25 protein-coding genes and 1 riboswitch are annotated in these 24,688 nt (G+C 29.3%); of the genes, 19 read left to right on the forward strand and 6 right to left on the reverse strand.

Annotated elements, in window-relative coordinates:
- Positions 1-41: 41 nt before the first annotated feature.
- From KPL44_RS06540 to KPL44_RS06565, 6 genes are all read left to right on the forward strand, one after another.
- Complete coding sequence (locus KPL44_RS06540; protein WP_216248084.1) at positions 42-368, forward strand: hypothetical protein; 327 nt, start codon at positions 42-44, stop codon at positions 366-368.
- A gap of 558 nt (positions 369-926) precedes the next feature.
- A complete protein-coding gene (locus tag KPL44_RS06545; protein ID WP_216248085.1) occupies positions 927-1,331 on the forward strand; it encodes an ACT domain-containing protein in 405 nt (134 codons plus the stop codon).
- 185 nt (positions 1,332-1,516) lie between these two features.
- Positions 1,517-1,675 carry a dienelactone hydrolase family protein gene (locus tag KPL44_RS25205; RefSeq protein ID WP_407935011.1) on the forward strand — a complete coding sequence of 53 codons (159 nt, stop codon included), beginning with the start codon at positions 1,517-1,519 and terminating at the stop codon, positions 1,673-1,675.
- 87 nt (positions 1,676-1,762) lie between these two features.
- A complete protein-coding gene (locus tag KPL44_RS06555; RefSeq protein WP_216248087.1) occupies positions 1,763-2,386 on the forward strand; it encodes a class I SAM-dependent methyltransferase in 624 nt (207 codons plus the stop codon).
- A gap of 34 nt (positions 2,387-2,420) precedes the next feature.
- Positions 2,421-2,867: a MarR family winged helix-turn-helix transcriptional regulator gene (locus KPL44_RS06560; RefSeq protein ID WP_216248088.1), complete on the forward strand. Its 447-nt coding sequence runs from the start codon at positions 2,421-2,423 to the stop codon at positions 2,865-2,867.
- Positions 2,868-2,934: 67 nt separating this feature from the next.
- Positions 2,935-3,468: a phosphoglycerate mutase family protein gene (locus KPL44_RS06565; protein ID WP_216248089.1), complete on the forward strand. Its 534-nt coding sequence runs from the start codon at positions 2,935-2,937 to the stop codon at positions 3,466-3,468.
- A 1-nt stretch (position 3,469) separates the two neighbouring features.
- Here KPL44_RS06565 and KPL44_RS06570 read toward each other — a convergent pair whose 3' ends face one another.
- Positions 3,470-3,976, reverse strand: coding sequence for a dihydrofolate reductase (locus tag KPL44_RS06570; RefSeq protein ID WP_216248090.1), 507 nt, complete (start codon positions 3,974-3,976; stop codon positions 3,470-3,472).
- Positions 3,976-4,773 (reverse strand): thymidylate synthase, encoded by a 798-nt coding sequence (locus tag KPL44_RS06575; protein WP_216248091.1) that lies wholly within the window; start codon positions 4,771-4,773, stop codon positions 3,976-3,978. The genes KPL44_RS06570 and KPL44_RS06575 overlap by 1 nt, the downstream gene beginning before the upstream one ends.
- A 335-nt stretch (positions 4,774-5,108) precedes the next feature.
- Here KPL44_RS06575 and KPL44_RS06580 point away from each other — a divergent pair, with 335 nt between their 5' ends.
- The 4 genes from KPL44_RS06580 (at position 5,109) to KPL44_RS06595 (ending at position 9,280) form a co-directional block, all read left to right on the forward strand.
- Complete coding sequence (locus KPL44_RS06580) at positions 5,109-5,519, forward strand: hypothetical protein (protein WP_216248092.1); 411 nt, start codon at positions 5,109-5,111, stop codon at positions 5,517-5,519.
- Positions 5,520-5,564: 45 nt separating this feature from the next.
- Positions 5,565-7,310 carry a MutS-related protein gene (locus KPL44_RS06585; protein ID WP_216248093.1) on the forward strand — a complete coding sequence of 582 codons (1,746 nt, stop codon included), beginning with the start codon at positions 5,565-5,567 and terminating at the stop codon, positions 7,308-7,310.
- Between the two features lie 124 nt (positions 7,311-7,434).
- Positions 7,435-8,343, forward strand: a complete 909-nt coding sequence (locus KPL44_RS06590) for an alpha/beta fold hydrolase (RefSeq protein WP_216248094.1) — start codon at positions 7,435-7,437, stop codon at positions 8,341-8,343.
- Positions 8,344-8,386: 43 nt separating this feature from the next.
- The gene (locus tag KPL44_RS06595; protein WP_331702289.1) at positions 8,387-9,280 is read left to right on the forward strand and encodes an AraC family transcriptional regulator; all 894 of its coding nucleotides are present in this window, start codon (positions 8,387-8,389) and stop codon (positions 9,278-9,280) included.
- Between the two features lie 146 nt (positions 9,281-9,426).
- Here the strand turns inward: KPL44_RS06595 and KPL44_RS06600 are convergent, their stop codons facing one another.
- The 3 genes from KPL44_RS06600 to KPL44_RS06610 are packed head-to-tail and all read right to left on the reverse strand — an operon-like array spanning position 9,427 to position 11,292.
- Positions 9,427-10,059 (reverse strand): ABC-2 transporter permease, encoded by a 633-nt coding sequence (locus tag KPL44_RS06600; RefSeq protein WP_216248096.1) that lies wholly within the window; start codon positions 10,057-10,059, stop codon positions 9,427-9,429.
- On the reverse strand, positions 10,052-10,918 hold the full coding sequence (locus KPL44_RS06605; protein ID WP_216248097.1) for an ABC transporter ATP-binding protein: 867 nt from the start codon (positions 10,916-10,918) through the stop codon (positions 10,052-10,054). The genes KPL44_RS06600 and KPL44_RS06605 overlap by 8 nt, the downstream gene beginning before the upstream one ends.
- A complete protein-coding gene (locus KPL44_RS06610; protein ID WP_216248146.1) occupies positions 10,915-11,292 on the reverse strand; it encodes a GntR family transcriptional regulator in 378 nt (125 codons plus the stop codon). The genes KPL44_RS06605 and KPL44_RS06610 overlap by 4 nt, the downstream gene beginning before the upstream one ends.
- A 299-nt stretch (positions 11,293-11,591) precedes the next feature.
- Here KPL44_RS06610 and KPL44_RS06615 point away from each other — a divergent pair, with 299 nt between their 5' ends.
- The 9 genes from KPL44_RS06615 to KPL44_RS06655 all read left to right on the forward strand — a co-directional run bounded on the left by KPL44_RS06615 (position 11,592) and on the right by KPL44_RS06655 (position 23,521).
- A complete protein-coding gene (locus tag KPL44_RS06615) occupies positions 11,592-12,290 on the forward strand; it encodes a response regulator transcription factor (protein WP_216120060.1) in 699 nt (232 codons plus the stop codon).
- On the forward strand, positions 12,290-13,216 hold the full coding sequence (locus KPL44_RS06620) for a sensor histidine kinase (protein ID WP_216248098.1): 927 nt from the start codon (positions 12,290-12,292) through the stop codon (positions 13,214-13,216). Before KPL44_RS06615 ends, KPL44_RS06620 begins: the two co-directional genes overlap by 1 nt.
- A gap of 105 nt (positions 13,217-13,321) precedes the next feature.
- Positions 13,322-14,242, forward strand: a complete 921-nt coding sequence (locus KPL44_RS06625; protein ID WP_071613127.1) for an ABC transporter ATP-binding protein — start codon at positions 13,322-13,324, stop codon at positions 14,240-14,242.
- Positions 14,235-14,978, forward strand: coding sequence for an ABC transporter permease (locus KPL44_RS06630; RefSeq protein WP_216248099.1), 744 nt, complete (start codon positions 14,235-14,237; stop codon positions 14,976-14,978). The genes KPL44_RS06625 and KPL44_RS06630 overlap by 8 nt, the downstream gene beginning before the upstream one ends.
- A gap of 117 nt (positions 14,979-15,095) precedes the next feature.
- Positions 15,096-16,865 carry a M3 family oligoendopeptidase gene (locus tag KPL44_RS06635; RefSeq protein WP_216248100.1) on the forward strand — a complete coding sequence of 590 codons (1,770 nt, stop codon included), beginning with the start codon at positions 15,096-15,098 and terminating at the stop codon, positions 16,863-16,865.
- Positions 16,866-17,064: 199 nt separating this feature from the next.
- Positions 17,065-17,152: riboswitch (glycine riboswitch) on the forward strand.
- 141 nt (positions 17,153-17,293) lie between these two features.
- On the forward strand, positions 17,294-18,676 hold the full coding sequence (locus tag KPL44_RS06640) for an amino acid permease (protein WP_216248101.1): 1,383 nt from the start codon (positions 17,294-17,296) through the stop codon (positions 18,674-18,676).
- A gap of 279 nt (positions 18,677-18,955) precedes the next feature.
- Entirely contained in the window at positions 18,956-20,734 is a 1,779-nt protein-coding gene (locus KPL44_RS06645; protein WP_216248147.1) for a helicase-related protein, read from the forward strand.
- A 572-nt stretch (positions 20,735-21,306) separates the two neighbouring features.
- Positions 21,307-22,806 carry a P-loop ATPase, Sll1717 family gene (locus KPL44_RS06650; protein WP_216248102.1) on the forward strand — a complete coding sequence of 500 codons (1,500 nt, stop codon included), beginning with the start codon at positions 21,307-21,309 and terminating at the stop codon, positions 22,804-22,806.
- Between the two features lie 199 nt (positions 22,807-23,005).
- Positions 23,006-23,521 carry a hypothetical protein gene (locus KPL44_RS06655; protein ID WP_216248103.1) on the forward strand — a complete coding sequence of 172 codons (516 nt, stop codon included), beginning with the start codon at positions 23,006-23,008 and terminating at the stop codon, positions 23,519-23,521.
- Positions 23,522-23,741: 220 nt separating this feature from the next.
- On the opposite strand, the gene KPL44_RS06660 is transcribed toward KPL44_RS06655, so the two are convergent.
- Complete coding sequence (locus KPL44_RS06660) at positions 23,742-24,635, reverse strand: tyrosine recombinase XerC (protein ID WP_216248104.1); 894 nt, start codon at positions 24,633-24,635, stop codon at positions 23,742-23,744.
- Positions 24,636-24,688 lie beyond the last annotated feature (53 nt).

Raw genomic sequence — 24,688 nt, forward strand, 5'->3', positions numbered from 1 at the left:
GTAATTGCAAATTATTATTCAACAAATTTGAGGAGGAAAGAATGAGGTTTTTAAGAAAAGTTATTATAATATTATTAACTATAACAATATTTATTGGAGGAGTTATTATAACTCATATAACTCCTTCAATATCTATTAGAACACATTTATTAGTAACTGGACATCCAATTGGAGCCTTTAAAGTAAGTGTACATGTTAATAAAGGTCAATATGAAATGGATAAAAAAATTCTTGATAATGAAAATGCTATGATTTATAGAACTGGTGATTACAACTTATATGATGGAGCAACAGGAAATCCAATAGGTAATTATAAAGTTGAAAAATCGTGGATTTTATATTTCGCTCAGCAATATGGGGAGGCATAATTAAGTCATCTCCTAGGTCGCTGTAACAGCTTCAATGGAGTGTATGCACTTTATATTTATCAGAATATATTGGAATAACGATTCTTATTTATCATTATACAACACCCGAGACAGTTGAGTTATTAGGCCTTAAAAAAAGCAGAAAGATTGCTGAAATTATAGCTATTGCCATTATGACGTTAGGTATTGCTTTTTACGCAGCTATAGTTTTAATTTGATAATTTAAGGGATACCCATTTAGCAAGCACAGAAGACAACAAACTAGGCTATACCATAAACAATATGATTATCAACTTCTTGTATTATATAGCGGACTAGGAGTGTGAGAAAATACAGTGTAGAGTATAGAAAAACTAAAAATGAAACTATTTAGAGTTTGTTATTTACTTGATGACCTCTTTATAGATTATACCCACTAATTATTAATATATTTATACTAGGTTAGATAATTATAAAATGGAAGTTAATATTGACAACATTAACAATTTTTGATATATTAAAAGATAATAAATTTATAAGTGGGTAGAAACCATAAAAAGGGAAGGGTGAAAGTAAGATATGTCAGAAAAAATATTAACAATGAAATTATTAAATGAAAAATTTGCGGTTTGTAGATTAAATAAAAATGAGCAAATTCCTGAATGGGTAAAAAACAGCAGTTTTTATTCTATAACAAAAACATCAGATGAATTATCAATTGTATGCTCTCAAGATAGTATACCGAGTAATATAAAGTGTGAAAAAGATTGGAGAATTTTAAAAGTTGAGGGACCATTAGATTTTTCGCTAATTGGTATTATTTCATCAATTAGTACTATATTGGCGCTAAAAAGAATCAGTATTTTTGCTGTTTCCACATATGATACAGATTATATACTTGTTAAAAATAAAGATATAGATAACACCATATTAGCATTATCAAATGAAAGATATGAAATTATAGATCAAGAAAATTTGTTATAGCAGTAATAAGTTCATCAATAGATTTATTAATATAAGATTTATGATAATCTTGTTCAATCAACATATTATGATAAGTATAGATATTATGAGATTATTATAGATGATATCCTTTATGGTGTTATTAGTATAATTACTTTAGGGAGGCCCATGTGAAGATTATAAGTAATTCTAATTCTGTAATCATAGTGTTACATGAAATATATGGTATTAATCAGCATATTAAGTTGGTCTGTGAGAAGTTTTCTATGGCTGGATATGATATTATTTGCCCAAATTTAATTAATCTAAATCATCCTTTTAATTATGATCAACAAGACGAACAATTGCAAGTTTTTTTATATTGACTTTTTTTGAAAAAGTAGTACCATGTTAGTATAGTACGAAACAAGAACTATATTGATGTATTACTATTATCTAGAGGAGGATCTTATATGAAAAATAATAAAAATATTTTTAAAGAAAATTCAAAAATAAATTTCAATAAACAAGCTGAATCTTACGATGAGAGTCATGATGGGAAATTCGTAGCTCCGATGTATAATGAAATTATTAGCAGAATAATGCTTATTAAGCCTGAAAAGTTATTAGATGTTGGATGTGGCACCGGAAATGTATTGATGAAATTAGTTGAAAATAATATAAAATTATATGGATTAGATCTTTCAGAAAAAATGATTGAGGTTGCCAAAAAAAATCTTGATAATAGAGCTGAATTAAGAGTTGGTGATTCAGAATGTATGCCTTGGGGAAATAATACTTTTGATGTAATTGTATGTAATGCATCATTTCATCATTATCCAAACCCAGAAAAGACACTATTAGAGATGAAAAGAATATTAAAATTTAATGGAACATTAATTATTGGAGATCCAACTTCACCAGTAGTTATTAGAAAAATATTAAATTTATATTGTAAAAGAAGTAGTAGTGGCGATTATAAAATATATTGCAAGAAAGAAATTGAGGAACTTTTAATAAAGTGTGGATTTAAGCCATCTAACTTTAAAAAAATAAATAATAAAAGTTTTGCTATTAATGCTAATATAAAAAAATAAGTAATAAATATAAAACAAATTTTGGAGTGATTATATGGATTTAGAATATAAAAGGCAAGTAGATGAATTAAATAAATTATGGCATTTTATGATAGTATCATCTAACTATAAGGATATAGAATCAAAGTTTTTGAGAATACAAGGACTAAGAACTAATGAACTTACAATACTAAGAATTATTTCTGAAAAAGAAAATGTTATTATAAAAGATATATTAGAAGTATTAAATGTACCTAAAAGTACATTAACTAGTATGATTGATAGATTAGAAAAGCGCAATCTTATTATTAGAACTCTTAGCAATAAGGATAGAAGATCCTACAAGTTAGAACTTACTAAGGAGGGTAATATGGCCCAAGAGGAACATAGAAAATTTGAGGAAGAAGTTTACGGAAAAATAATGATTTCTTTAGATACTTATGAGGATAGAGAAAATTTATTAAAACTTATAAGAAAAATGGCATACAATATATCTAACTAATCGTTAGGTATTGTAAACTATTTTAAATAGTACAAATTATATAAAATTGCGTAATATTGGAGGATAAATGAATATAGGATTGGTTAGGCATTTTAAAGTTAATTGTTCTACAAAGATGTTTATGACATCTGCTGATTTTAAGCAATGGGTAAAACAATATGATAATAGTGATGTTGTAGAAAATAAATTTAAAATAGGAGATATAAAATGGGACAAATGTTTTTCAAGTGATTTATCAAGAGCCATTAAAACTTCTCAATCTATTTTCAAAGGTGAAATAATTAAAACTCAATTATTAAGAGAAGTTCCTATAGCACCAATATTTAATACTAATATAAAAATTCCTTATATATTCTGGTGTATAAGTGGGAGATTTGCCTGGCTTTTTCAGTGCAAATCTCAAATAGAGAATAAAAAAGATACCCAAAAACGTGTGAATGAGTTTTTGGATAGTATAAAGGATGAATCAAGTAATAATATATTAATTGTTTGTCATGGTTTCTTCATGAATACATTACAAAAGGAACTTAAAAGTAGGGGCGTTACTGGACGAAATATAAGAACACCTAAAAATGGTACATTATATTTATATAAAAAATAGATTATTTTTGTTTCACATTAATAATACGTTCCAAAGTTAAAAAAGTATATGATGTTGTTTTATCATCATTGATGAACCCAGTTTCTTCTTCTCTACAATTCCACTCTGAATAGTCTAGCTTAGGAAAAAAAATATCAGCATTATATTCTTTATGTACTTTTGTTAAATGTATCCTATTACAATAAGGCAATAATAACTTGTAAATTGCTCCACCGCCTATAACAAAGTATTCTTCACTGTCTTTCATAAATGCGAATAACTCTTCCTTAGAATTAAAAATAGTAACTCTTTCATCATTTATAACAAAATCTTTATTTTTTGTAATAACAATATGATGTCTGCTAGGAAGAATACCAGGAAGGGACTCAAATGTCTTTCTTCCCATTATAATAGTGTTTCCACTTGTAATTTGCTTGAACCTTTTTAAATCTTTTGAAAAATGCCAAAGTAAATCGTTATTTTTACCTATAGCGAAATTATCTCCAATTGCAACAATAAATGTAAGCATTATACAGCCACACTCCCCATATTTATTTTCCCAAGGTGTTTATAATCTATAAGTTTAACATCTTCTGGTGTAAAGTCATAGAAGTTTTTAATATTTGGATTAATCCATAGTTTCGGAGCAGCTAAAGCTTCTGACTTTCTTGAAAGCTGTAGCTTTAAACCTTCAATATGGTTTTCATATATATGTGCATTATTTATAACATGAGTGAACAATCCTACTTTTAATCCTGTTACCTGTGCAATTAAATGAACTAATACTGCATATTGACTTGTATTAAAAGGAATTCCTAACGCTGTATCACCACTTCGTTGTACTAACATACAATTAAGTCGTCCATCAGTTACATCCCAAAGAGTTAAGAAGCAACAAGGTTGAAGTGCCATTTGGGGCAGGTCCTCTATATTCCATAAATTCATCATCATTCTTCTATCTTGAGGATTATTTTTCAAGGCATCAATAAGTGTATCAATTTGATGATACTTAGCTATTTGAAAACCATATGCCTTACCAATGGTTCCATCGTCGTATGCCCATTCATCCCATATATGCACATTTTGTTCCTGAAGTTTTTTAACATCGTTGGATTGGTCTTTGAAAATCCAAAGCAATTCTTTTACTGCTGTCTTAAAAGCAACAAATTTAGTTGTTAATATTGGAAATTCTTCTTCTAAATCAAATTGCATAATTTGGTGAGGGAGTTTTAAAGTTGCAATACCAGTACGGTTTTGGTCGTAGTATCCTTTTTTTATAATTTTCTCAATAATTTTAAGATATTGTCTATCCATTTCATTTAACATAATTTATCTTCAATGGGACAGTGTACACAATTATTCAAACCCACTAAATATTCACTTCCTTTCTATATATTGTGTATACGGCACTAGTAGTTAGCTGCCCATATTATAGCATTCTATAAATGTGTTTTAAATATTATATCATGAAACTCAACAATATTTTTACCATATCCAAAATGAATGTATTATAAATAGTGTGAAATTTCTCATAGCATTATATTCTTGGATGGATTATAATGTAATAAAATAAATCAAATGGGTATTATTTTATTGGAAGAAAAGATAAATAGGGTGAAATGGTAAGAATATTAGTCAAAAATTTTGAAAGGGGTGTCGTTATGAGATTGTTGCTAATGGGGGTTCTTATTATTTCTGTACCTATAATTATAATTATGAATGCAACTTTGGGGTTTCTTATTACTGAAAATGATATAAAGCCAAATAAATTAACAAAATTATTTTATTCTGATGATGAAAGTTTTATTGAATTTTGGGAAAAAAGGAAAGAAAAAGGCATGTTATTGCATAACCTTAAAAATTTTATTTTCTTGACTGCTTGGTATGGAATAATGGGTTTTGTTTTTTTTACGCAAGATAATAATATTATGTACGGACATGAACACATCCTATTATTGTGTATTACTACTATTATTTTTAGTTTAATATCTTCTATAATTGCTTGGGGTCAAGAATACAATAGATATATCAAATTAAAAGAAAAATTGGATATGGAAATCAGAAAAAATTAAGTGAATTACAAGTGTTATTATAAAGTTCGGTAAGGAGCGTTTCAAATGGATAAGGAAAAAAAATTTAACAAATTATTTATAGCAAGTATAGTTATAGCTGCAATTATAACCTATGTATCAATTGTCCTAGGTAACAATGTAAATAAAATATATTTTTGTGTAAATATTATTTCATTAGTTTTGCTGATGTTTGGACTAGCAGCAAGAAATAAAGCAATTTTTTATAAAGATTTACAAAAGATTAAAGAGAATTACAGTAATGGAAACAACCGCGTGCGAAAATTTGAGGATATTAAATTATTATTTGACGTACTAAAATATAAAGATCCGGAGGAACTATATATTGATGATCAAACTTATTTAGATTTAAATATGGATAATGTTTTTGAAAAGGTAGATAGAACATTATCCTCGCCAGGAGAACAATATTTATATTATATTTTAAGAAATCCAATCCTAAAAGAAGAAAAACTAATCAATAGAAATAAGATTATAACGTTCTTTCAAGATAATAAGGAAATAAGAGAAAAAATACAAAGAAAATTTTTTAAATTAGGAAGACAGAATATTAACACTATAACATGTTTTTTATGGGATGAAATATCCTATAAAACTTTCATGAAACCACTGTTATATCTTTTAAGGATATTAGCTTATGGTTCCTTAATTTCAATAACGTTTATGGGTATAGGAAAGGCATGGATTTTTATACTTATAATATTTGCGGTTAATGGCTATCTTAGTGCTAAAATCAAAAAGGATATTGGCGGAGATCTTGCCTCAATGGGGTATTTAAGTAAGATTATTAGACTGGCAGAGGCTATTGGATCTGTAGAGGATAAGGAGTTAAAAAGATATACTTTAAAGCTTAAAGAGCAATCAAAGAAATGCAAGGCAATAACAAGGAAAGACGCCTTTATTAAAATAGGAAGAGTAGAAGGTGTAGATATGTTATACGAGTACATAAATATATTCTTTTTAAGTGAGGCTAGAGGTTTCAATAAAATAATAGATGAAGTTAAGGCACATATTGAAGATATAAGAAGTATCTATTTGATTTTAGGGGAAATCGATGCATTAATATCTGTAGCTTCTTATAGGGATGGACTTCTAGAATATGTTGAACCTAAATTAACAAAAGGGCTTAAGGAAATAATGGTTAAAGATATAAAACATCCACTAATAGACACAGCTATCGGGAATTCTTTAACTTTAGAAAAGGGTGTTATTATAACTGGTTCAAATATGTCTGGTAAGTCTACTTTTCTAAGAGCATTAGGCATAAATGCATTATTTTCACAGACTATTTTCACTTGCCTTGCGACAAGTTACGAGGGTGGATATTTCAACATAATATCGTCAATGACTGTTACTGATAATGTGACTAGTGGGAAAAGTTATTATTTAAGCGAGGCAGAGGCATTGTTTAGGATAATTAATGGTTGCAATGAGGAAGTGACAAGCTTATGTCTTATTGATGAGATTTTTAGGGGAACTAACCCTATTGAGAGGGTTAACGCATCTGCTGAGATTCTTGCCTATTTGTCTAGACATAATTCATTGGTGGCAGTAGCTACGCATGATCTTGAAATAGCTACTATGGTAGGAGATTTATATGAATGCCATTATTTCACTGAAAATGTAGGAGAACATGGTTTAGAATTTGATTATCAAATAAGAAAAGGTGTATCTTCAACTAGAAACGCAATAAAGGTACTTGAATTTATAGGATATCCACAAGAAATTATTTATAGAACTAACGAAAGAATTATAAAACAATGTATTCTTTGATATTTTTAGAATGAATAAATTCAGACAAATTAAAGCACAACAAGACAGATATAAAATCTCATTTTTTGATATACTTTAGCGAAGGTAGGAAATAATTAAGGTCATTATAGGGAGGACGTATTAGATGGTGGAGTATTATAAAATTAGAGGGAAAGATCTTTACACTGAAATTTTGGGAGAGGACTCATCTCCAGTATTATTATTTATTCATGGTGGACCAGGTGGGATTGGTGTTGCAGATTTTATTCAATATCAGGGGGACAGATTATCAAAAAACTTTAAAGTTATAGCTCCAGATCAAAGGGGAGTATGGAGATCCGAGGCTATTTTAGATGAAGAACATATTTCACTAGAAGATATTATTGAAGATTTTGAAGAATTAAGAAAAAAATTACATATAAATAAATGGTCACTGCTTAGTCACTCATTTGGTGGGTATCTTGCTGTTCTTTATGCTAATTTATACCCTAATTCTATTGAATATATGATATATGAATGTCCGTCTTTTAGCTTTGCACTTTCAGAGCGTTCTATGCTAAATGAAGCTGCTAAGGAATTAGTTAAATTAGGAAAATCAGCATTGGCAGAAGATTATTTTAAAGCTTTAAGAGAAATTACAGATTATAGGGATATCAATAAACTACTTATGAAGGTGTTAAATGAACTTGGAGCTAACGGAAGTAACTATATGTGGTTTGGAAGTGATAAGCAAATTATTGAACGAATAGCTATGAGTACTAACGATGCTAAGAATTTATGGAATAAATCTACCAAAACAAGAATTAAATTATTGAAGGATTGGCGAGTGTATAATGATGTGTTTACTGAATTATCAAATGTAAACAAACCTTCTTTATTGATTAAAGGTAAATATGATCCAATAACTTGTGAAGTACAAACAGCAGAATTTATGAAGCGAGTGCAAGACAAACAAGTGGTTACATTTGATTTCTCTGGTCATTATACTAGAATTGAGGAGCCTGATAAGTATTGTGAAGTTATAACAAGTTATATATATAATAAGATGAAATAATGGAGATTTACATTTTTGTAATGAATGAACTGATTTTGAAAGGATGGGAAAGTTGGGAACAATAATATTACTTAATAATACGCTTGAATACATTGAAAGAAATTTGGACACAGCACTTAATATAGATGACATATCAAAAGTCGCATGTTCATCCCGATATCACTTCCAGCGTGTTTTTCATGCATTAACAGGATTTACGGTGACCCAGTACATAAAAAATCGAAGACTTACCCTTGCTGCAGAAGAGTTGGTTGCAACAGACAAAAGAGTAATTGATATAGCATTAAAATATGGTTATGAAAGTCCAGAAGCATTTACTAAGGCATTTAAAAGACTGCATGGAATATCACCGTCAGCTTTAAAAAAGCTTAATGGAAAGATTAAAGCTTTTCCCAAACTCTCTTTTCAAATATCAATAAAAGGAGAATTTGAAATTATTTATACAATAGTTGAAAAGGAGGCTTTTAAAGTATTTGGTGCAGAATTTGCAACAACTAGAGTTGACGATGCAGCCTATAGAGAGATACCAAAGTTTATTAGTAAGATTTTTGAGGATGGAACACATGATAGGATAAACGAAATTCTTGGGAACCCCAAGGGCACTTTGCTAAATGGATTTCATTATGGATTTGAAGAAGATGGAACAAGAAAATATATAATGGGAGCTGAACAGTTCGAAAAATATATACCAGATGAATTTACTATACTAGAGGTGCCAAAACTTACATGGGCAGTATTTGAAGGTAATGGAGCTGTGCCCAATAATTTGATTATACATGATATTTGGAGACGCATATACTCTGAATGGTTTCCCTCCTCTGGATTTGAACAAGTGAAAGGCCCATGCATTGAAAAAAACTTTTGGGATGATAAAAACCCTGGTGAATACAAATGTGAAGTATGGATTCCTGTTAAAATAAAGTCGATTAATTTATAACTTCCTTATTAAATAATACATTTAGTAAAACTAAATAATTTCTAAAATACCGCAGAATTCAAATTTGAATTTTGCGGTATTTTTACATTAGCAGTTGCCTTCCCCATATTGCATATGGATGTTTAATTAATTTCATAAAACCACAATTACAATTCCTTATTTATATATATTTTAATTGAAATGAAGAATGAAACTACTATAAAAATTATAGGTATGGCTGTCAGTACGATTCTTTGCAGTAATCCAAAATCAACCCCAAAGGTTGTATTATTCTTTAATATCTCATTTGCAAAAGAGATGAGACTTCCCAGTACAGCCATAATTATGAAATTAACCCACCTCGACTTGAGGTATCCGAGCTTGTAATAAAATGGGAAAAAAATAGAAAAATAAATACATACAATAAAAAACTCAAGAAAAATGGTGTTTATACCGATGGTTTTACTTACTAAAGTTGGAGCAACAAAATGTAATAAACTGCTCACAATAAGTGTTATTAATATAGCACAGATAAGGAATAAAAATACTGATAAATATTTTGCAGCCACCACAACTTTTCTATTAACAGGCAAACTATTTATCATTAGTTCACTATTATATTTAAAATCATAAGCATTAGCATACACTGCCAGTAGATATATACTTAAAAAACATAACAATATAGTGGTTGCATAATTAGTTTGAAATATAAATGCGTTTACAATGTTTAAAAGAATAAACATAAATACGGTTTTATCCTTTTTCTGAATTCTAATGTCTTTCATTATAAGATTAAACATGAATATCACCTCTTATTGTATAAACCATAATATCTTCTAGTGATGCTTTTTCTATCTTACAACTATCATTAAATAAAATCCTTGCTTTCTCTTTATCATCAGTTAATGCCTCAAACCCTGAAGCAGTTTCTCTTATACCTATAAATTCCTTTCGTATATTTAAGTCTAAAAGTCTAGAAGCGCCTTTGACTATTGCGTATTTTTGTAGCACTTCTTCCTTCGACTCAGAAAACACCATACTTCCTTTGTTAATAAAAGTTATATAATCTGCAATTTTTTCAAGATCTGTTGTAATGTGTGTGGAGAAGAAAATTGACATCTCTTCATTCTGAATAACATTATATAAAATATCCATAAGCTCACTTCGAAAAGCAGGATCAAGTCCTGAAGTAGGCTCATCCATAACAATAAGTTCAGCTCCGTGGGAGAGAGCTAATGCTAAGGCAAATTTTATTTTCATTCCCTTTGAAAGCTTATCTATCACCTTATTTGGATTTAATTCAAAATGTTTAATATACTCCTTAAATTTGTTTTCATCCCACCTTCTATAAAAACCTGCTATAATATTTTTCATTTCATTTATGGTAAGCATGCCATAAAATATATTTTCATCATAAACAAATCCTATTTTTTCTTTGATTTTTCTTTCGTCTTTAACGCTGTCCATACCAAAAACACTGATGCTTCCACTATCTTTTTTTATTAGATTCATAATTGATTTTATTGTGGTACTTTTTCCTGATCCATTTGGTCCTATAAATCCCATTACGTATCCTTTTTCAAGCTTAAAGTTTAATCCATTTAAACAAAAATCACCATAAGACTTATTGAGATTTCTAACGTCTAATACACTGCTCATTTTACGTCCTCCTTAAGAAGTTTCATTATATCTATTATTTCTTCCATAGATAAATTCAGTATTTTACTTTCCTTTAAAATTTCTTTTAATTTTTCTTCTAAAATCTTCATTTTTTTCGTGCGAAGTATATCCTTATTTTGCCCTGATACAAATGACCCTTTACCTGTAAGAGAAACAATAAATCCTTCCTTCTCTAATTCTTCATAAGCTCTCTTTGTGGTGATTACACTTACTTGAAGATCCTTTGCTAAATTTCGCATAGATGGAAGTGCATCACCTTCTTTTATTTCACCAGAAAATATTAGTCCTTTAATCTGATCAATAATTTGCAGATATATAGGATCGTTTGATAAATTTGAAATTATAATAGTAATGTCCATATTTTATCTCCTAGCAGTTTCTTTTAATAAACTCTTGTTTAATTTGAAAGAGTATAATGTATATATACTATATATACATTATTTAACCCCTTTTGTCAATACTATAGTGTATTTAAAGTATTATAAAACTATAATTGGGTAATGCTCGCAAAGCGTAAATTTACAAACTACGGGATGCACCATGAATGCTTGCTGTAACCCATATGGTATTGATAGATTTTGTAGTATACTATAATTATTATTCAGAACGGCGAGATAAAAATAAATGTAAGTTATGGGAATGGGGAGTATATATGGAATATATAAGTATTTTAGTGGTTGAAGATGATAACGAAATTAACTATCTTATTACAAAATATCTAAGAAAGGAAGGATATATTGTAGATTGTTGTTTTGATGGTATAGAAGCTGTATGTAAATTTGAAAATAAGACTTATCAATTGGTTATATTAGATTTAATGTTGCCAAAACTCAATGGGGGACAAGTACTTTTAAAAATTAGGGAAAAAGGTACGATCCCAGTAATTATTTTATCGGCGAAACATGAACAAACAGATAAAATATTTGGACTTGAGTTAGGTGCTGACGACTATATTACTAAGCCTTTTGATATAGCAGAAGTTATCGCCAGAGTTAAATCTCAATTAAGAAGGTATTTACAATTTAATAATAGCGAGTTTGAGGAAGATGAAGTATTAAAACACGGAAATCTTCAATTAGATTTAAATACCTATGAACTTAAAGTTTGCAAAAAAAATATACCACTTACTTCAAAGGAATTTGAGATATTAAAACTTTTTATGACTTATCCAAACAAAGTCTTCACTAAGTCTCAACTTTTCAGTGCTGTTTGGAAAGAGGAATATATGACTGATGAGAATACTGTAATGGTACATATAAGTCGTCTAAGAAATAAAATTGAGGATAATTCTTCTAAACCTAAATATATAAAAACAGTTTGGGGAATAGGTTACAAGTTGGGGGAGATGTAATGATGAATATATACATTGTTTGTATATTAATATGCATATGTTGTATTTTGATATTTAATAATATTTATTTTTCTAAGCAAATAAATGAAATTAATAGAACATTAGAGGGAATAAAAGGTGGTAATTTTAATATTAGGGTACGATTTTATTCTTCAACTAAGGGTATACAAAACCTGGGTGTTAATTTAAATTATATAATAGATGAATTTCAGAGGATCGCTGAAAAAAAACAATATCTAGAAGAATCGAGGAAAAAAATGGTGGCCAATATTTCGCATGATTTAAGGACTCCATTAACATCTATACTTGGATATCTAGAAGCTCTACAGAAGGATTCAAAGTTAAACGATAAAGAAAAAAAGTATTTTTTGGATATAGTGTATTCTAAGTCTCAAAAATTATATTCATTACTTGAAGAGTTTTTTCGTTTTTCTAAAATAGAAGCAGAAGATGTACTAATTAAAGTAGAAAAAATCAATTTGACCAATATGATTCAAGATGTATTAGTAGGATTTTATCAAGAATTTGTTAATCAAAACATTGAACCTATCATTGAGATAGCAGAAAAAGATTTTTTTGTCTGGGGAGATAGTAAAGCAATTGATAGAATATTATCTAACCTCTTAATTAATGCACTTAGATATGGAAAAGATGAAAAAATAATTGGTATAAAAATCAGAGGAGAAAACTCTATGGTTTGGGTAGATATATGGAATGGAGGAGCAGGTATTGCTGAGAAAGACATTCCATATATATTTGATAGATTATATATCGGAGAAACTTCAAGAAATGGAAAGTTTCATGGAAGCGGGTTGGGACTTGCAATAGTTAAAAAACTTGTAGAAAGATTAAAAGGAGAGGTTTTAGTTAAAAGCATTCTAAATGAGAAAACTACTTTTTCATTTTCTTTACCTTTATATAAATAGATATTTATGATTTAAGGTATTTGTAAGGTATTTGTTAGAGTTATTTAAAACTAATATAGTATTCTATGTACATGATAATAAATTAATGTTTGGGGGAAGAAAATTATGGAGTGCATATTAAAAACTTATAATCTAACAAAGCAGTATAAAGAACATAAAGCTGTTGATGACGTAAATATAACTATTGAAAAAGGAGACATTTATGGATTCTTAGGCTTAAATGGTGCAGGTAAAACAACTACTATGAGGATGATTATGGGGCTAATTAAGCCTACCACAGGGAATATCGAATTATTTGGTGAAAAGCTGAGTGAGGACAAAAAACATTATTTTGCAAGAGTTGGGTCAATTATAGAATTTCCAGGTTTTTATGAAAATTTAACCGCGGTGGAAAATTTAGATATTCACAGAAAACTTATGGGTGTTCCAGACAAAAATTGTATAGAACAATCACTAGAGGTAGCGGGAATACTTGACGCTGCTAATAGAAAAACAAAAGAGTTTTCGTTGGGTATGAAACAGAGACTTGGCATAGCAAGAGCTTTACTTCATAATCCTGAGTTCTTAGTATTAGATGAACCAACAAATGGGTTAGACCCTGTGGGAATAAAAGAAATACGACAACTTATACTTGATCTATCGCGAAAAAGGCATATAACTGTATTAATATCAAGTCATATTTTAAGTGAAATTCAGCAATTAGCTACTAAAGTGGGTATCATACATAAAGGGAAACTACTAGAAGAAATAGACTCTGAAGCATTAAAAAAGAAAAATAGACATTATATTGAGCTTAAAGTTAATAATGATAGGGACGCCGTATTTATGTTAGAACAAAAATTTAACATCTCAGATTATATAATATCAGAACCGGGAGTGATTAAAATTTATGAAAGGTTAACAGAGACTTCTAATATTAATAGGATGCTAATACAAAATAATGTTGAGGTTAAAGAAATATCTTTGCTTAGGGACAGTCTTGAAGATTATTTTATTAAGTTGGTAGGAAGTGATATAAATGAATAATGTTGCAAGTTTATCAACTGTTATGCATACTGAATTTCTTAAACTAAGAAAATGTAAAGTTTTGTGGTGTATGCCTCTATGTGCATTTTTGCCTGACCTATTAATATTTTCTGTGTTTGCATTAAATAAAAAATTTCCTATAGTAGTTTGGGAAAACTTTTTTACAGATGCTGAAATGATGATTAATATGTTGATAGCCATTGGACTTTTCTCTTTATTAGCGGGATTTATATTTTCAAGGGAATATCAAGAAAATACAATAAATAGTATGTTTACCTATCCAATAGGTAGAATACAATTCTTCATCGGTAAACTTATTGTTATACTAATTCTTATTTCCATTACAATTGTCTCTTCATTTATTTTGCTAGTATTGTTAGGATTGACTATAAAACATGAACCTTTAACTCTTAACATTTTACTATATTACACTAAAGTATATGTTTTTATGATTCTTATGCACTTTGCATTAATTCCTATAGTAGCATTCTTAAGTATATATAATAAGAGTATAGTTCCACCAATCATACTTGGAGTAAGTGCTATTACTCTTAACCTTATAGTAATGAACACTGGATTTAATACAATATTTCCTTGGAGTATTCCAACTATATTAAGTCCTCATCAAAATGGAACAATTTATACAAATTATACTTTAGGTATTATTGTATTATGTGCAACATTTATCATTGGAACAATATTAAGTATAAAGAGCATTAAGAAAGACGTACAATAAAAATATAAAATATAGTAGCACAAGGGAAATTATGAATGTTTGTTGAATTATGTAAAGACAGCGATTTAAAACAGTGTTGTATAGTAATTTATAATATAGAGAGGAAGATGATTATTAATGGATTTAACATGGAATTTAGACGCACTTTACACTTCATTTAACTCTGAAAAGTTTAAAGGTGACATGGAGCTTCTTAACAAGCATATAGAAAATTTGAATGATTGGTCTGCAAAAAATATGAAAGATACGAATAATGCGACTTCTAAAATTCAAGAGTTTTTGAATCTTTATAATGAATATAAGAGCGTATATTGCTGTTTATATTCTTATGCTGAGTTAACTTCATGCTCAGATAACTCAAATATGGAAGCAATGAATGTTTTAGATGATATTGAATATAAGAATTCATTGGTTATAGATTCTTTTGTAAAGTTTAACAAATGGCTTATTTCTTTAAATAATATAGATGAATTAATAGATACTTCGCCAACACTTATTGAATATCGGTTTTATCTTAAAGAACTTATTTTGCAGTCAAAATATTTATTGAATGAAAATGAAGAATTATTAATTGCAAAAATGCAGAGTACAGGATCCAAAGCGTGGCAAAGACTCTATATGGAGCTTACTTCTACAATATTAGTTGATATAGATATTGAAGGTGAATCAAAGAAAGTAGCACTTTCAGAGCTCAGAAACATGGCATATAAAAAAGATGAATTTTTAAGGAAAACAGCCTATTATGCAGAAGAGGAAGTTTGTAAAAGAATATCGAAAGCGTCCGCAGCATGTTTGAATGGAATTAGTGGTGAAGCACTTACTATTTATGATATGAGAGGATATAAATCACCTTTAGAAAAAGTTCTCATGGTCTCAAGAATGGATTATGAAACTTTAAATGTTATGCTTTCTGCTATAAAAGAAAGTCTACCTATATTCCATGAATATTATCATAAAAAGGCAGAAGGGCTAGGACATAAAGTTTGCCTTCCATTTTATGATATCTTTGCACCAATGGGTGATGCCAATACAAAAATATCATATTCAGATGCCAGAGATTTAATTGTATCAAGTTTTAGAATATTCAGTCAAGAACTTGCTGATTTTGCAAAGAAAGTCTTTGACAGTAGATGGATTGATGCTGAGCCAAGAACTGGAAAAGGGAATTATGGACTAACTGTTGATATTTTTCCAATAGAAGAAAGCAGAATTATAGCTAATTTTACTGGGGAGTATTGTGATGTTGGTGTACTGGCTCATGAAATTGGACATGCTTATCATAGCTATTGCCTTAGGAATGAAAAGATGCTAAATACGGACTATCCTACACCTATTGCAGAAACAGCTTCGATTTTCTGTGAAACAATAGTAAATAACGCATTACTTAATATTCTACCAACAAATGAAGGTTTTTCAATTTTAGAAAAAAGCATTTCAGATGCGGGTTATTATATCGTTGATTTTTATGCTAGATATATATTTGAAAATAAATTATTTGAAAGAAGAAAATTGGGTCAGTTATCTGTTGAAGAGTTAAATGAATTAATGCTTAATTGTATGGAAGAAGCCTATGGCGATAGTATTGACACTGAGACCATCCATCCATATATGTGGATGAATAAGGTTGGATATTATTTGTCTGGCAATGAATTTTTGAATTTTCCATATTCATTTGGAGTTTTATTTTCTAAGGGTCTTTATGCTGAATATATAAAAAATGGAGAAGCTTTTGTATCGCAATATAATAATTTTTTGAGTGCTACAAGTAAAAATAATATTGTTGATAGTGCAAAGATAATTGATATAGATGTTCACTCAATAGAATTTTGGCGAAACGCATTAAATCTTATTCAAAAGGACATTGAGGTGTTTGTTAGTGGAGTGTAAATAATTCTAGTAATTGTGACAAAATAAACTTTTTATTTCCATTAGAAGTGAAAAAATCATTGCAAATTTATCGAATATGTATTACTATGAAACAATAAAATTTAATAGTTCAGATGAAGATAGCGGGAGAGTAATGGCATGCCATTCACCGAAGGGGTAAATCTTTCAGGTACCTATTTAATTAGAGATGACCGCTATTGGATGAACCCTTGGAGAGACTCATAATGAGCACCGAAGGAGAAAGCTGTAAAGGCGAAACTCTCAGGTAAAAGGACAGGGGACAGGTGACATATCTTACGAAAGTAATATATTACCAATTACTTCATTTAGATCTTATCTATTCCCAGTTATATCTCCAATCGCAAAATATTTATATAGGAAAAGGCATTTTTTAGTACATGCCTTTTGACTGAGATGGAGGAATATATATGTCAGAAAATGAAAATTTATCAAGAGGTCTGAAAAATCGTCATGTTCAATTGCTTGCAATTGGAGGTGCAATTGGCACTGGGTTATTCCTTGGTGCAGGAAGGTCAATTCACTTGGCAGGTCCATCTATTTTATTTGCATATGCGATAACAGGCACAATTTGTTTTCTTATTATGCGTGCACTTGGGGAATTATTGCTTTCTAATTCAAAATATCATTCATTTGTAGATTTTGTACAGGATTATCTAGGTAACGGAGCAGCATTTATTACTGGATGGACATACTGGTTCTGTTGGATTTCACTTGCTATGGCTGACTTAACAGCTACTGGACTTTATGTACAATACTGGTTACCCAATGTAGCTCAATGGGTTCCAAGCCTTATAGCTCTTGTAATTTTGCTGATTATGAACCTTACTACAGTAAAGTTATTCGGTGAAATGGAATTCTGGTTTGCCTTAATTAAAATTATTGCAATTTTATCACTAATTATAATTTGTACATTTATGATTATTAAAGGATTTTCTACAAATGTTGGTGTATCTAGCTTTACAAACCTTTGGAATCATGGTGGTTGGTTTCCAAATGGGGTAAGCGGTTTTATTCTTTCCTTCCAAATGGTTGTATTTGCTTTTACTGGAATAGAATTAGTTGGTTTACTAGCTGGTGAAACTGAAAACCCAGAACAGGTTATTCCAAGTGCTATTAATAATATTCCAATTAGAATTATTATTTTCTATATTGGGGCACTTATTGTTATTATGAGTATATACCCATGGAATTCAATTAATCCCGATAAAAGCCCATTTGTACAGGTGTTTTCTGCAGTGGGAATCCCAGCGGCAGCAAGTATTATAAATTTTGTTGTACTAACATCAGCTGCATCTGCTTGTAACAGTGGTATATTCAGTACAAGCCGTATGGTTTACTCTCTTGCTAAAGAAAAGAATGCACCTGAGTCAATGAAAAAATTAACTTCTAATCAAGTACCTTCTAATGCTTTAATGTTCTCTGCAACTGTTATCTTGATTTCAGTTATTTTGAATTATATTATGCCAGAAGGTGTATTTGTACTCATTACAAGTATATCAACATTCTGCTTTATCTTCATTTGGGCAATTATAGTTGTCTGCCATTTAATATATCGCAAAACTAATCCTAAACTTGCTGCTAAGAACAAATTCAAAATGCCATTTTACCCAATTTCTAACTATATAATTCTAGCATTTATTGCTTTCATTATAGTTGTATTGGCACTTACTAAGGAAACTCGTGTAGCCTTATTTGTAACACCTGTATGGTTTATAATACTTGGTGTGATTTATAATATACTTAAATCAAGAATGAAAAATAAAGAAGAGGTCAAAAGAAATGTAGTATAGTCTAACACTAAAAGGAATTTGTACCTAAAAGGTTAGATATCAGATAAAAAGCACCCAATAAAACTTGTTCACAAAACAAGTTTTATTGGGTGTTTTATTTAAAGTATTGTAGAATTTACTGTATCTAATGTTTTTAGTAATGTAATTTTCGAAGTGATTATAAAGTGAGGATTTTATAGAAATGGGGAAGTGTATAAAGAAAACATGGTGAATTCAAAGAGAGGTTATAGTTTTTGTAACATTAGGAAACCATATATTTTAAAGTTAAGATTAATTATGATGTTTAGTTGGAGGGGACGAGATGAAAAAAATGAATCTCAAAGAGAATTTAAAAAATTAAAGGGTCAAATTAGTCAAATTGAAGAGATAGTTCATCATTCAAAGCCAGTAGCTCTTATTGAACATGAAGTAGCAATAAGAAAAAAACTAAAAAAGATTAAAGAGCTGGAAAATGAAGGTTTAAAGGATTTTAAAAAGGTGTATGAGAAATACGAGGAATTATTAGAAGATATATCAAAAAGAATGCTTGAGGATTATAACAAGAGGAATGGTACTGATTTTGAGTTTCATAAGGTTTTAAAAGGAAAATATAACACTTTTTTTAATTATGGGTTCATGCTATTACTTACGAAGCAACATATACCAAAATTAATTATTAAGGAATTTGAAGAAAAATTTCCGGATAACCCTAAAGATGAGTATGTAGAAGCTAGAAGTATGGATAGAATAATTTATATTCATTTAGGTGATACGAATACAGGTAAAACATATAATGCTGTAGAACGTCTGAAAACCGCACAAAAGGGTATATATTTATCACCACTAAGAATTCTTGCTTTAGAGAATTTTGAAAAATTGAATAATGAAGGAATAATTTGCAATCTATTGACTGGAGAGGAAGAAGTATTAAAGATAGGTTCAACTCATGTTTCATGTACAATAGAAAAGGTTAATTTAAAGGAACATTATGATATAGCTGTTATTGATGAAATTCAAATGATTAAAGATCAACATAGGGGAATGGCATGGAGTAAGGCCTTATTAGGATTAAGATGTAAAGAGATTCATATATGTGGAGCCGCTAATACGAAAAACATACTAGAAACAATTATAAATGACTGTGGAGATAAGTATTCTATAAAAGAATATACAAGAGATATTCCTTTAGAAGTTGAAAATATAAATTTTAATTATAATGATACTCAAGAGGGCGATGCAATTGTAGTGTTTTCTAAAAAGGGAGTATTAGAAATAGCAGAAAGGTATTCTAGGATAGGTATTAAAACTAGCATAATATATGGAGATTTACCACCAGAAGTTAGAAAAATGCAATATAAACAATTTACAAGTAAAGAGACAAAAGTTTTAGTAACTACTGATGCAATCGGCATGGGGGTCAATTTACCTATTAGAAGAATTATTTTTATGAGTATAAAAAAATTTGACGGTGAAGAAATACGACAACTAACATCACAAGAGGTAAAGCAGGTTAGTGGACGTGCAGGACGAAGAGGTATCTATGATGTAGGGTATGTAGCCAGTGCTGGAGATACTCAAGATTTCATTAAATCTAGATTAGAGGTTAAGGATGAAGAGATAAAGAAAGCAGTTATTGGGCCATCAGATGTTATAGTGAAAATTAAAGGGTTACCTTTAATTGATAAACTAGTTTTATGGAGTACTAGGGAAGAGAAATTAGACTATTATACTAAAATGGATATTAGTGATTATATATTAATTCTAGATAGAATAAAGAATTACAAGTTAAAAGAAGAGGTTCAATGGGATTTGTTAAAAGTTCCATTTGATATCTCAAGAGAAGAGTTAATGAATACATTTTTACATTATGTAGAAGAGATATTTGTTTATAAACAAGAGAGTTTATTCAAACCAGAGTGTTTAAAAAATAATTTAGACAATTTGGAAATATATTATCAAAAAATAAATATGTATTATTCATTCTCTAAAAAATTTGAATTAGAATTTGATGTAGATTGGGTTTATGAGGAAAGAGTAAGGGTTAGTAAAGCTATAAATGAAATACTGATGGGGATATAAAAAAGGTAGGATATGATATATATAGTAGTACCTTGAAAGTAATTACTATTTGATTTAATTTCAAATGTAGCTTTATATTCAACTAGATTGAGGTCAAATTATTCAGTAAGGATAAATATTAACATAATTAAATATAATAAATCAAAAAAGTGAAGGCATTTTTCCGTTGAAATATTAATTGGAGATAATGCCTTATTTTTATTTGATGCTATATTTGCAAATTATAAAATATATATTAATGCGGATCATATATAAAATAATAGTGGTTTTTTTAAATTAACGGAGGAGTTTTATGGCAATTTAAGGGGTGAATATATTTTTTTTTGCAAAATTTAAAGGAAAATTATGAATGTTTGTTGAATTATGTAAAGATAATGTATTATAACAGGTAATCTGTTAACTTCACATAATGTCTATAATGGGCAGTTTACATTGCTGATGTAAAACTTAATTATAGCAATAATGTGCAGTTTGTTCATATGAATGGAAGAGTAAAAATAGGACAATTATTTTATTAAAATAATTGATAATTAATACTTCACAAATAAAACCTTGGAGGAGACAGAGAAATTATGCAAAATACATTTACAAAATTTTATCAAAATATAGGATTTGATAGTTACCCCTTTCGTGATCGCACTGCTGAGAAAGAAGATATAACGAAATTATTTATAAAACCTCTTGATTACTCATCACTAGAAGACATCTTATTATCTAATCAAACTGCAGTGATATGTGGGAATCGCGGCTCGGGAAAAACAATAATACTTTCAGATTTAAAATCCAAAGTTCCTTCCAATAAGTTAGTTTGTTTTATTGATAATTATGAAGCCATTCCTCTCAATAATAACTTACATGATTTTTATTCATTAATTTTGCAAAGTATAACTAAAAATCTTCTAATCCATTTAGATTCTAATAAAAAGACTCTTAAAAAAGCATCTAGAGATGATAAGATATTTCTTTCATTTCTTATAATGAAGTATAGTGATAGTATAACCGGTGATCAGATAAATTTAAAAATTGGAAATGTACAACTTAATTGCTTGAAAAGATTAGTAAATAAATTTACTCTTCCTTTAACAACTTTACTTAATTACGGTACAACTGCAATGACTAATTTTGGAAACGAGTTACTTACACAGAAATTTGGCGCATATTTACCATCTATTAGCGAAGGTACTGTCAGGAAGATATTCCCTAATATTCACTTTACAATTGCTAACGAATTTAAATCTGTTGAAATTTCATACTCACTTTTTGATAGATCGTTACAATTAATTAAAAGTGTAATGGGTTCAATTCCTTTAGTTCTAATAGACAAATTAGATGAAGACATACGTCTTGAAAATGATGCTGAAGCAATTGCCAATTTAATCAAGGAATTGGTATGCGATAACAACTTATTGTTGAATTCCAATATTCAACTATTTATTGCTGTTTGGCAAATACCTTTTTCCTATCTAAGTGCCTTATTTAGACGCTCAAAACATTATGTCTATGATATAGTTTGGAATCAACAACAACTCGAAATTGTTTTAAATCGCCGGCTTTCTGTATATTCCAACAATAAAATTAGTAAATATAATAATCTATTTTGTCCTGATGTTGCTACCGATGAGATTAAAAATATTTTTATTCTTTCTAATTCAAATCCTCGAGATTTATGGAATATATTTAATGAAATTTTTAAAGCTCAATACAGTATTGACAACAATAGCAAAACTTTATGTAAACAAGCAGTGATAAATGGGCTACACCACTTTGTTGAACATTTCGAATTTTACGAATATTATCCAAAGAAAAAAGATGCACAAAAAAATACTAATAATGTATATTCTTATATTAATCATTTATTAAAACTAGATGATACTGACGAATTTACTAATGAAGAACTTCGCCAGGCAGCATCTACAGGTGGTTCGACCACTAATTATATCAGTGGTATGATGAATATCGGATTGATAAAAAAAACAGATAATAAGAGAGCAGGTGGCGCAGTCATTTATAAAATCAAAGATCCTAAAGTTACATACGCGATTTTAAACAATATTGATATAAACCATAATTAATCAGAAGCTATATATAGATAATACAATCTAGTTATAGTATACTTTCGAACTGCACAATATGTTTAGAACAATGGAAGAAGCCAACTGCACGGTAGGCTAATAATACCAAGTTTAGATAGCTAGTTAATAATAAATACAAGAAAAAGTTATAGGTAACTGTATCATTTACAGATACCTTGAGTATGCGATAAATAGTAATTTGAGGAGGCAACCAATGGATAATAATATGAATTTTGGCGATGGAGTGCTTGATGAAGCTAAAACTAATGTCAATAACAGGGCAAAGGGATTAATAAAAATAGCTATAGATGCTGTTTTTGATTATCTCGAAGGTAAAGTAAAAGATCTTCCAGAAATAATTGAACAACTACGCAATAGTCCAGAGACAGAGCAGAAAATAGCTGTTTTATGGTCTGAACAACTCTCAGAGGAAGGTCTCGTGCCAAAGAGTTATAATGGCTTGTCGGATAAACTTCTGATTTCAAATTTTCGGCAGGAGGGATATTTAGATGGATTATATGCAGGATATGTCCTTGCGATGATGGCTCTGGTAGACAATGATGCCTCCAAGGATATAATTCTTGCCGCAAGAGATTATATTCGCCCTAATTTAATAGGGCATCATTATGATGACAGAGATGAATTTATCGGTCAGTACAAGGATGAGAAGTATAGCTGGATTGATAAAACCAATGAACCGTTATCAGGCATCTAATCAAAAAAGTGTAAAATTCCAATTTGTAGAGCTGAGGTAATATAATTTTGGCATTACTTCTGTCGGAAACTTATTTAATTATGACACTTCCAGCGTATGGTAATAGAACTATAAAGCATAAGTGGCGGCTTCTAGTTATCCATATAATTTGAATTACGCTGTAAAGTGGAGAGCAAAGCTAATTAAACATCATAGCTAATGGGTTAGAGTTTACTGCAGATTATAATTGATGCTCATCAATGTGTGTATATATTTCAGTTGTAGCAATACTTTCATGTCCAAGGATTTGTTGTAGTAATCGGATATCTACTTTGCCGTATTTATACATAAGAGTAGCAGCGGTATGACGAAGTTTGTGTGTTGATATAGATTTTTGGTTAAGCCCTGAAGAAACAACATATTTTTTTACAACATTTTGAATAGCCCTTGTAGTAATGCGGTTATTGTTTCTAGATATAAATAATGCAGTAGAAGTAACATCAAGTGAATTTCTGATATGCAACCAATTATTGATAGATTTTTTGGCAGCAGGTGTCAGGAAAATTTTACGTTCTTTATTTCCTTTGCCAACTACTGATAAAATATCATTGTTCACTTGGTCTATGTTTAAATTTGCGAGTTCAGATAATCTTAATGCACAATTTAGAAAGATAGTTATTATACAGTGATCCCTGGGAAAGTTCTTGCATTCAAGTAATAGGCGTACTGATTCTTCTAAATTAAGATATTTAGGTATTCGCTTTGGTAATTTTGGAGTTTCTAATTCTTCTGCAATATTATTATCAACAAGATGCGCTTTAGTTTTGAGATATTTCCAAAACTGACGAATAGATACTATTTTCCGTGCACGGGTTCCAGCAGAAGATTTTAAAGTCTTTTGGCAATAGGTAATGAAAGAATACATATCATTTAGATTAATAGATTTTATAAATCCCAAATCTACTTGAGAAAAGTTGCCATCTATAATATTGATGCTACGTGAGTCTAGAGTGTAACTGAAAAACATTAGTAAATCGGTACGATATTCTAAGATTGTATTTTCAGAGCGATTTTTTATAATGGAAAGATAGCCTAGATATTGTTCAACTAATGGACAAGTTTTATTTGATTGCATAATTAACACCTCAGTAAAAATTATGGACATAAGTTTAATAACGTAAACATGAA

It is taken from the genome of Clostridium sp. DSM 17811 (genome assembly GCF_018861905.1).
In the GTDB taxonomy this organism is placed as follows: domain Bacteria; phylum Bacillota; class Clostridia; order Clostridiales; family Clostridiaceae; genus Clostridium_AD; species Clostridium_AD frigoriphilum.

Coding starts and splice junctions, on each gene's coding strand:
- KPL44_RS06570 (WP_216248090.1), bottom strand. CDS start 3,976: ATGCTTACATTTATTGTTGCAATTGGAGATAATTTCGCTATAGGTAAA.
- KPL44_RS06640 (WP_216248101.1), top strand. CDS start 17,294: ATGTCAGAAAATGAAAATTTATCAAGAGGTCTGAAAAATCGTCATGTT.
- KPL44_RS06590 (WP_216248094.1), top strand. CDS start 7,435: ATGGTGGAGTATTATAAAATTAGAGGGAAAGATCTTTACACTGAAATT.
- KPL44_RS06615 (WP_216120060.1), top strand. CDS start 11,592: ATGGAATATATAAGTATTTTAGTGGTTGAAGATGATAACGAAATTAAC.
- KPL44_RS06620 (WP_216248098.1), top strand. CDS start 12,290: ATGATGAATATATACATTGTTTGTATATTAATATGCATATGTTGTATT.
- KPL44_RS06645 (WP_216248147.1), top strand. CDS start 18,956: ATGTTTAGTTGGAGGGGACGAGATGAAAAAAATGAATCTCAAAGAGAA.
- KPL44_RS06635 (WP_216248100.1), top strand. CDS start 15,096: ATGGATTTAACATGGAATTTAGACGCACTTTACACTTCATTTAACTCT.
- KPL44_RS06555 (WP_216248087.1), top strand. CDS start 1,763: ATGAAAAATAATAAAAATATTTTTAAAGAAAATTCAAAAATAAATTTC.
- KPL44_RS06600 (WP_216248096.1), bottom strand. CDS start 10,059: ATGTTTAATCTTATAATGAAAGACATTAGAATTCAGAAAAAGGATAAA.
- KPL44_RS06660 (WP_216248104.1), bottom strand. CDS start 24,635: ATGCAATCAAATAAAACTTGTCCATTAGTTGAACAATATCTAGGCTAT.
- KPL44_RS06560 (WP_216248088.1), top strand. CDS start 2,421: ATGGATTTAGAATATAAAAGGCAAGTAGATGAATTAAATAAATTATGG.
- KPL44_RS06650 (WP_216248102.1), top strand. CDS start 21,307: ATGCAAAATACATTTACAAAATTTTATCAAAATATAGGATTTGATAGT.
- KPL44_RS06575 (WP_216248091.1), bottom strand. CDS start 4,773: ATGTTAAATGAAATGGATAGACAATATCTTAAAATTATTGAGAAAATT.
- KPL44_RS06585 (WP_216248093.1), top strand. CDS start 5,565: ATGGATAAGGAAAAAAAATTTAACAAATTATTTATAGCAAGTATAGTT.
- KPL44_RS06580 (WP_216248092.1), top strand. CDS start 5,109: ATGAGATTGTTGCTAATGGGGGTTCTTATTATTTCTGTACCTATAATT.
- KPL44_RS06605 (WP_216248097.1), bottom strand. CDS start 10,918: ATGAGCAGTGTATTAGACGTTAGAAATCTCAATAAGTCTTATGGTGAT.
- KPL44_RS06595 (WP_331702289.1), top strand. CDS start 8,387: ATGGGAAAGTTGGGAACAATAATATTACTTAATAATACGCTTGAATAC.
- KPL44_RS06565 (WP_216248089.1), top strand. CDS start 2,935: ATGAATATAGGATTGGTTAGGCATTTTAAAGTTAATTGTTCTACAAAG.
- KPL44_RS06545 (WP_216248085.1), top strand. CDS start 927: ATGTCAGAAAAAATATTAACAATGAAATTATTAAATGAAAAATTTGCG.
- KPL44_RS06540 (WP_216248084.1), top strand. CDS start 42: ATGAGGTTTTTAAGAAAAGTTATTATAATATTATTAACTATAACAATA.
- KPL44_RS06625 (WP_071613127.1), top strand. CDS start 13,322: ATGGAGTGCATATTAAAAACTTATAATCTAACAAAGCAGTATAAAGAA.
- KPL44_RS06630 (WP_216248099.1), top strand. CDS start 14,235: ATGAATAATGTTGCAAGTTTATCAACTGTTATGCATACTGAATTTCTT.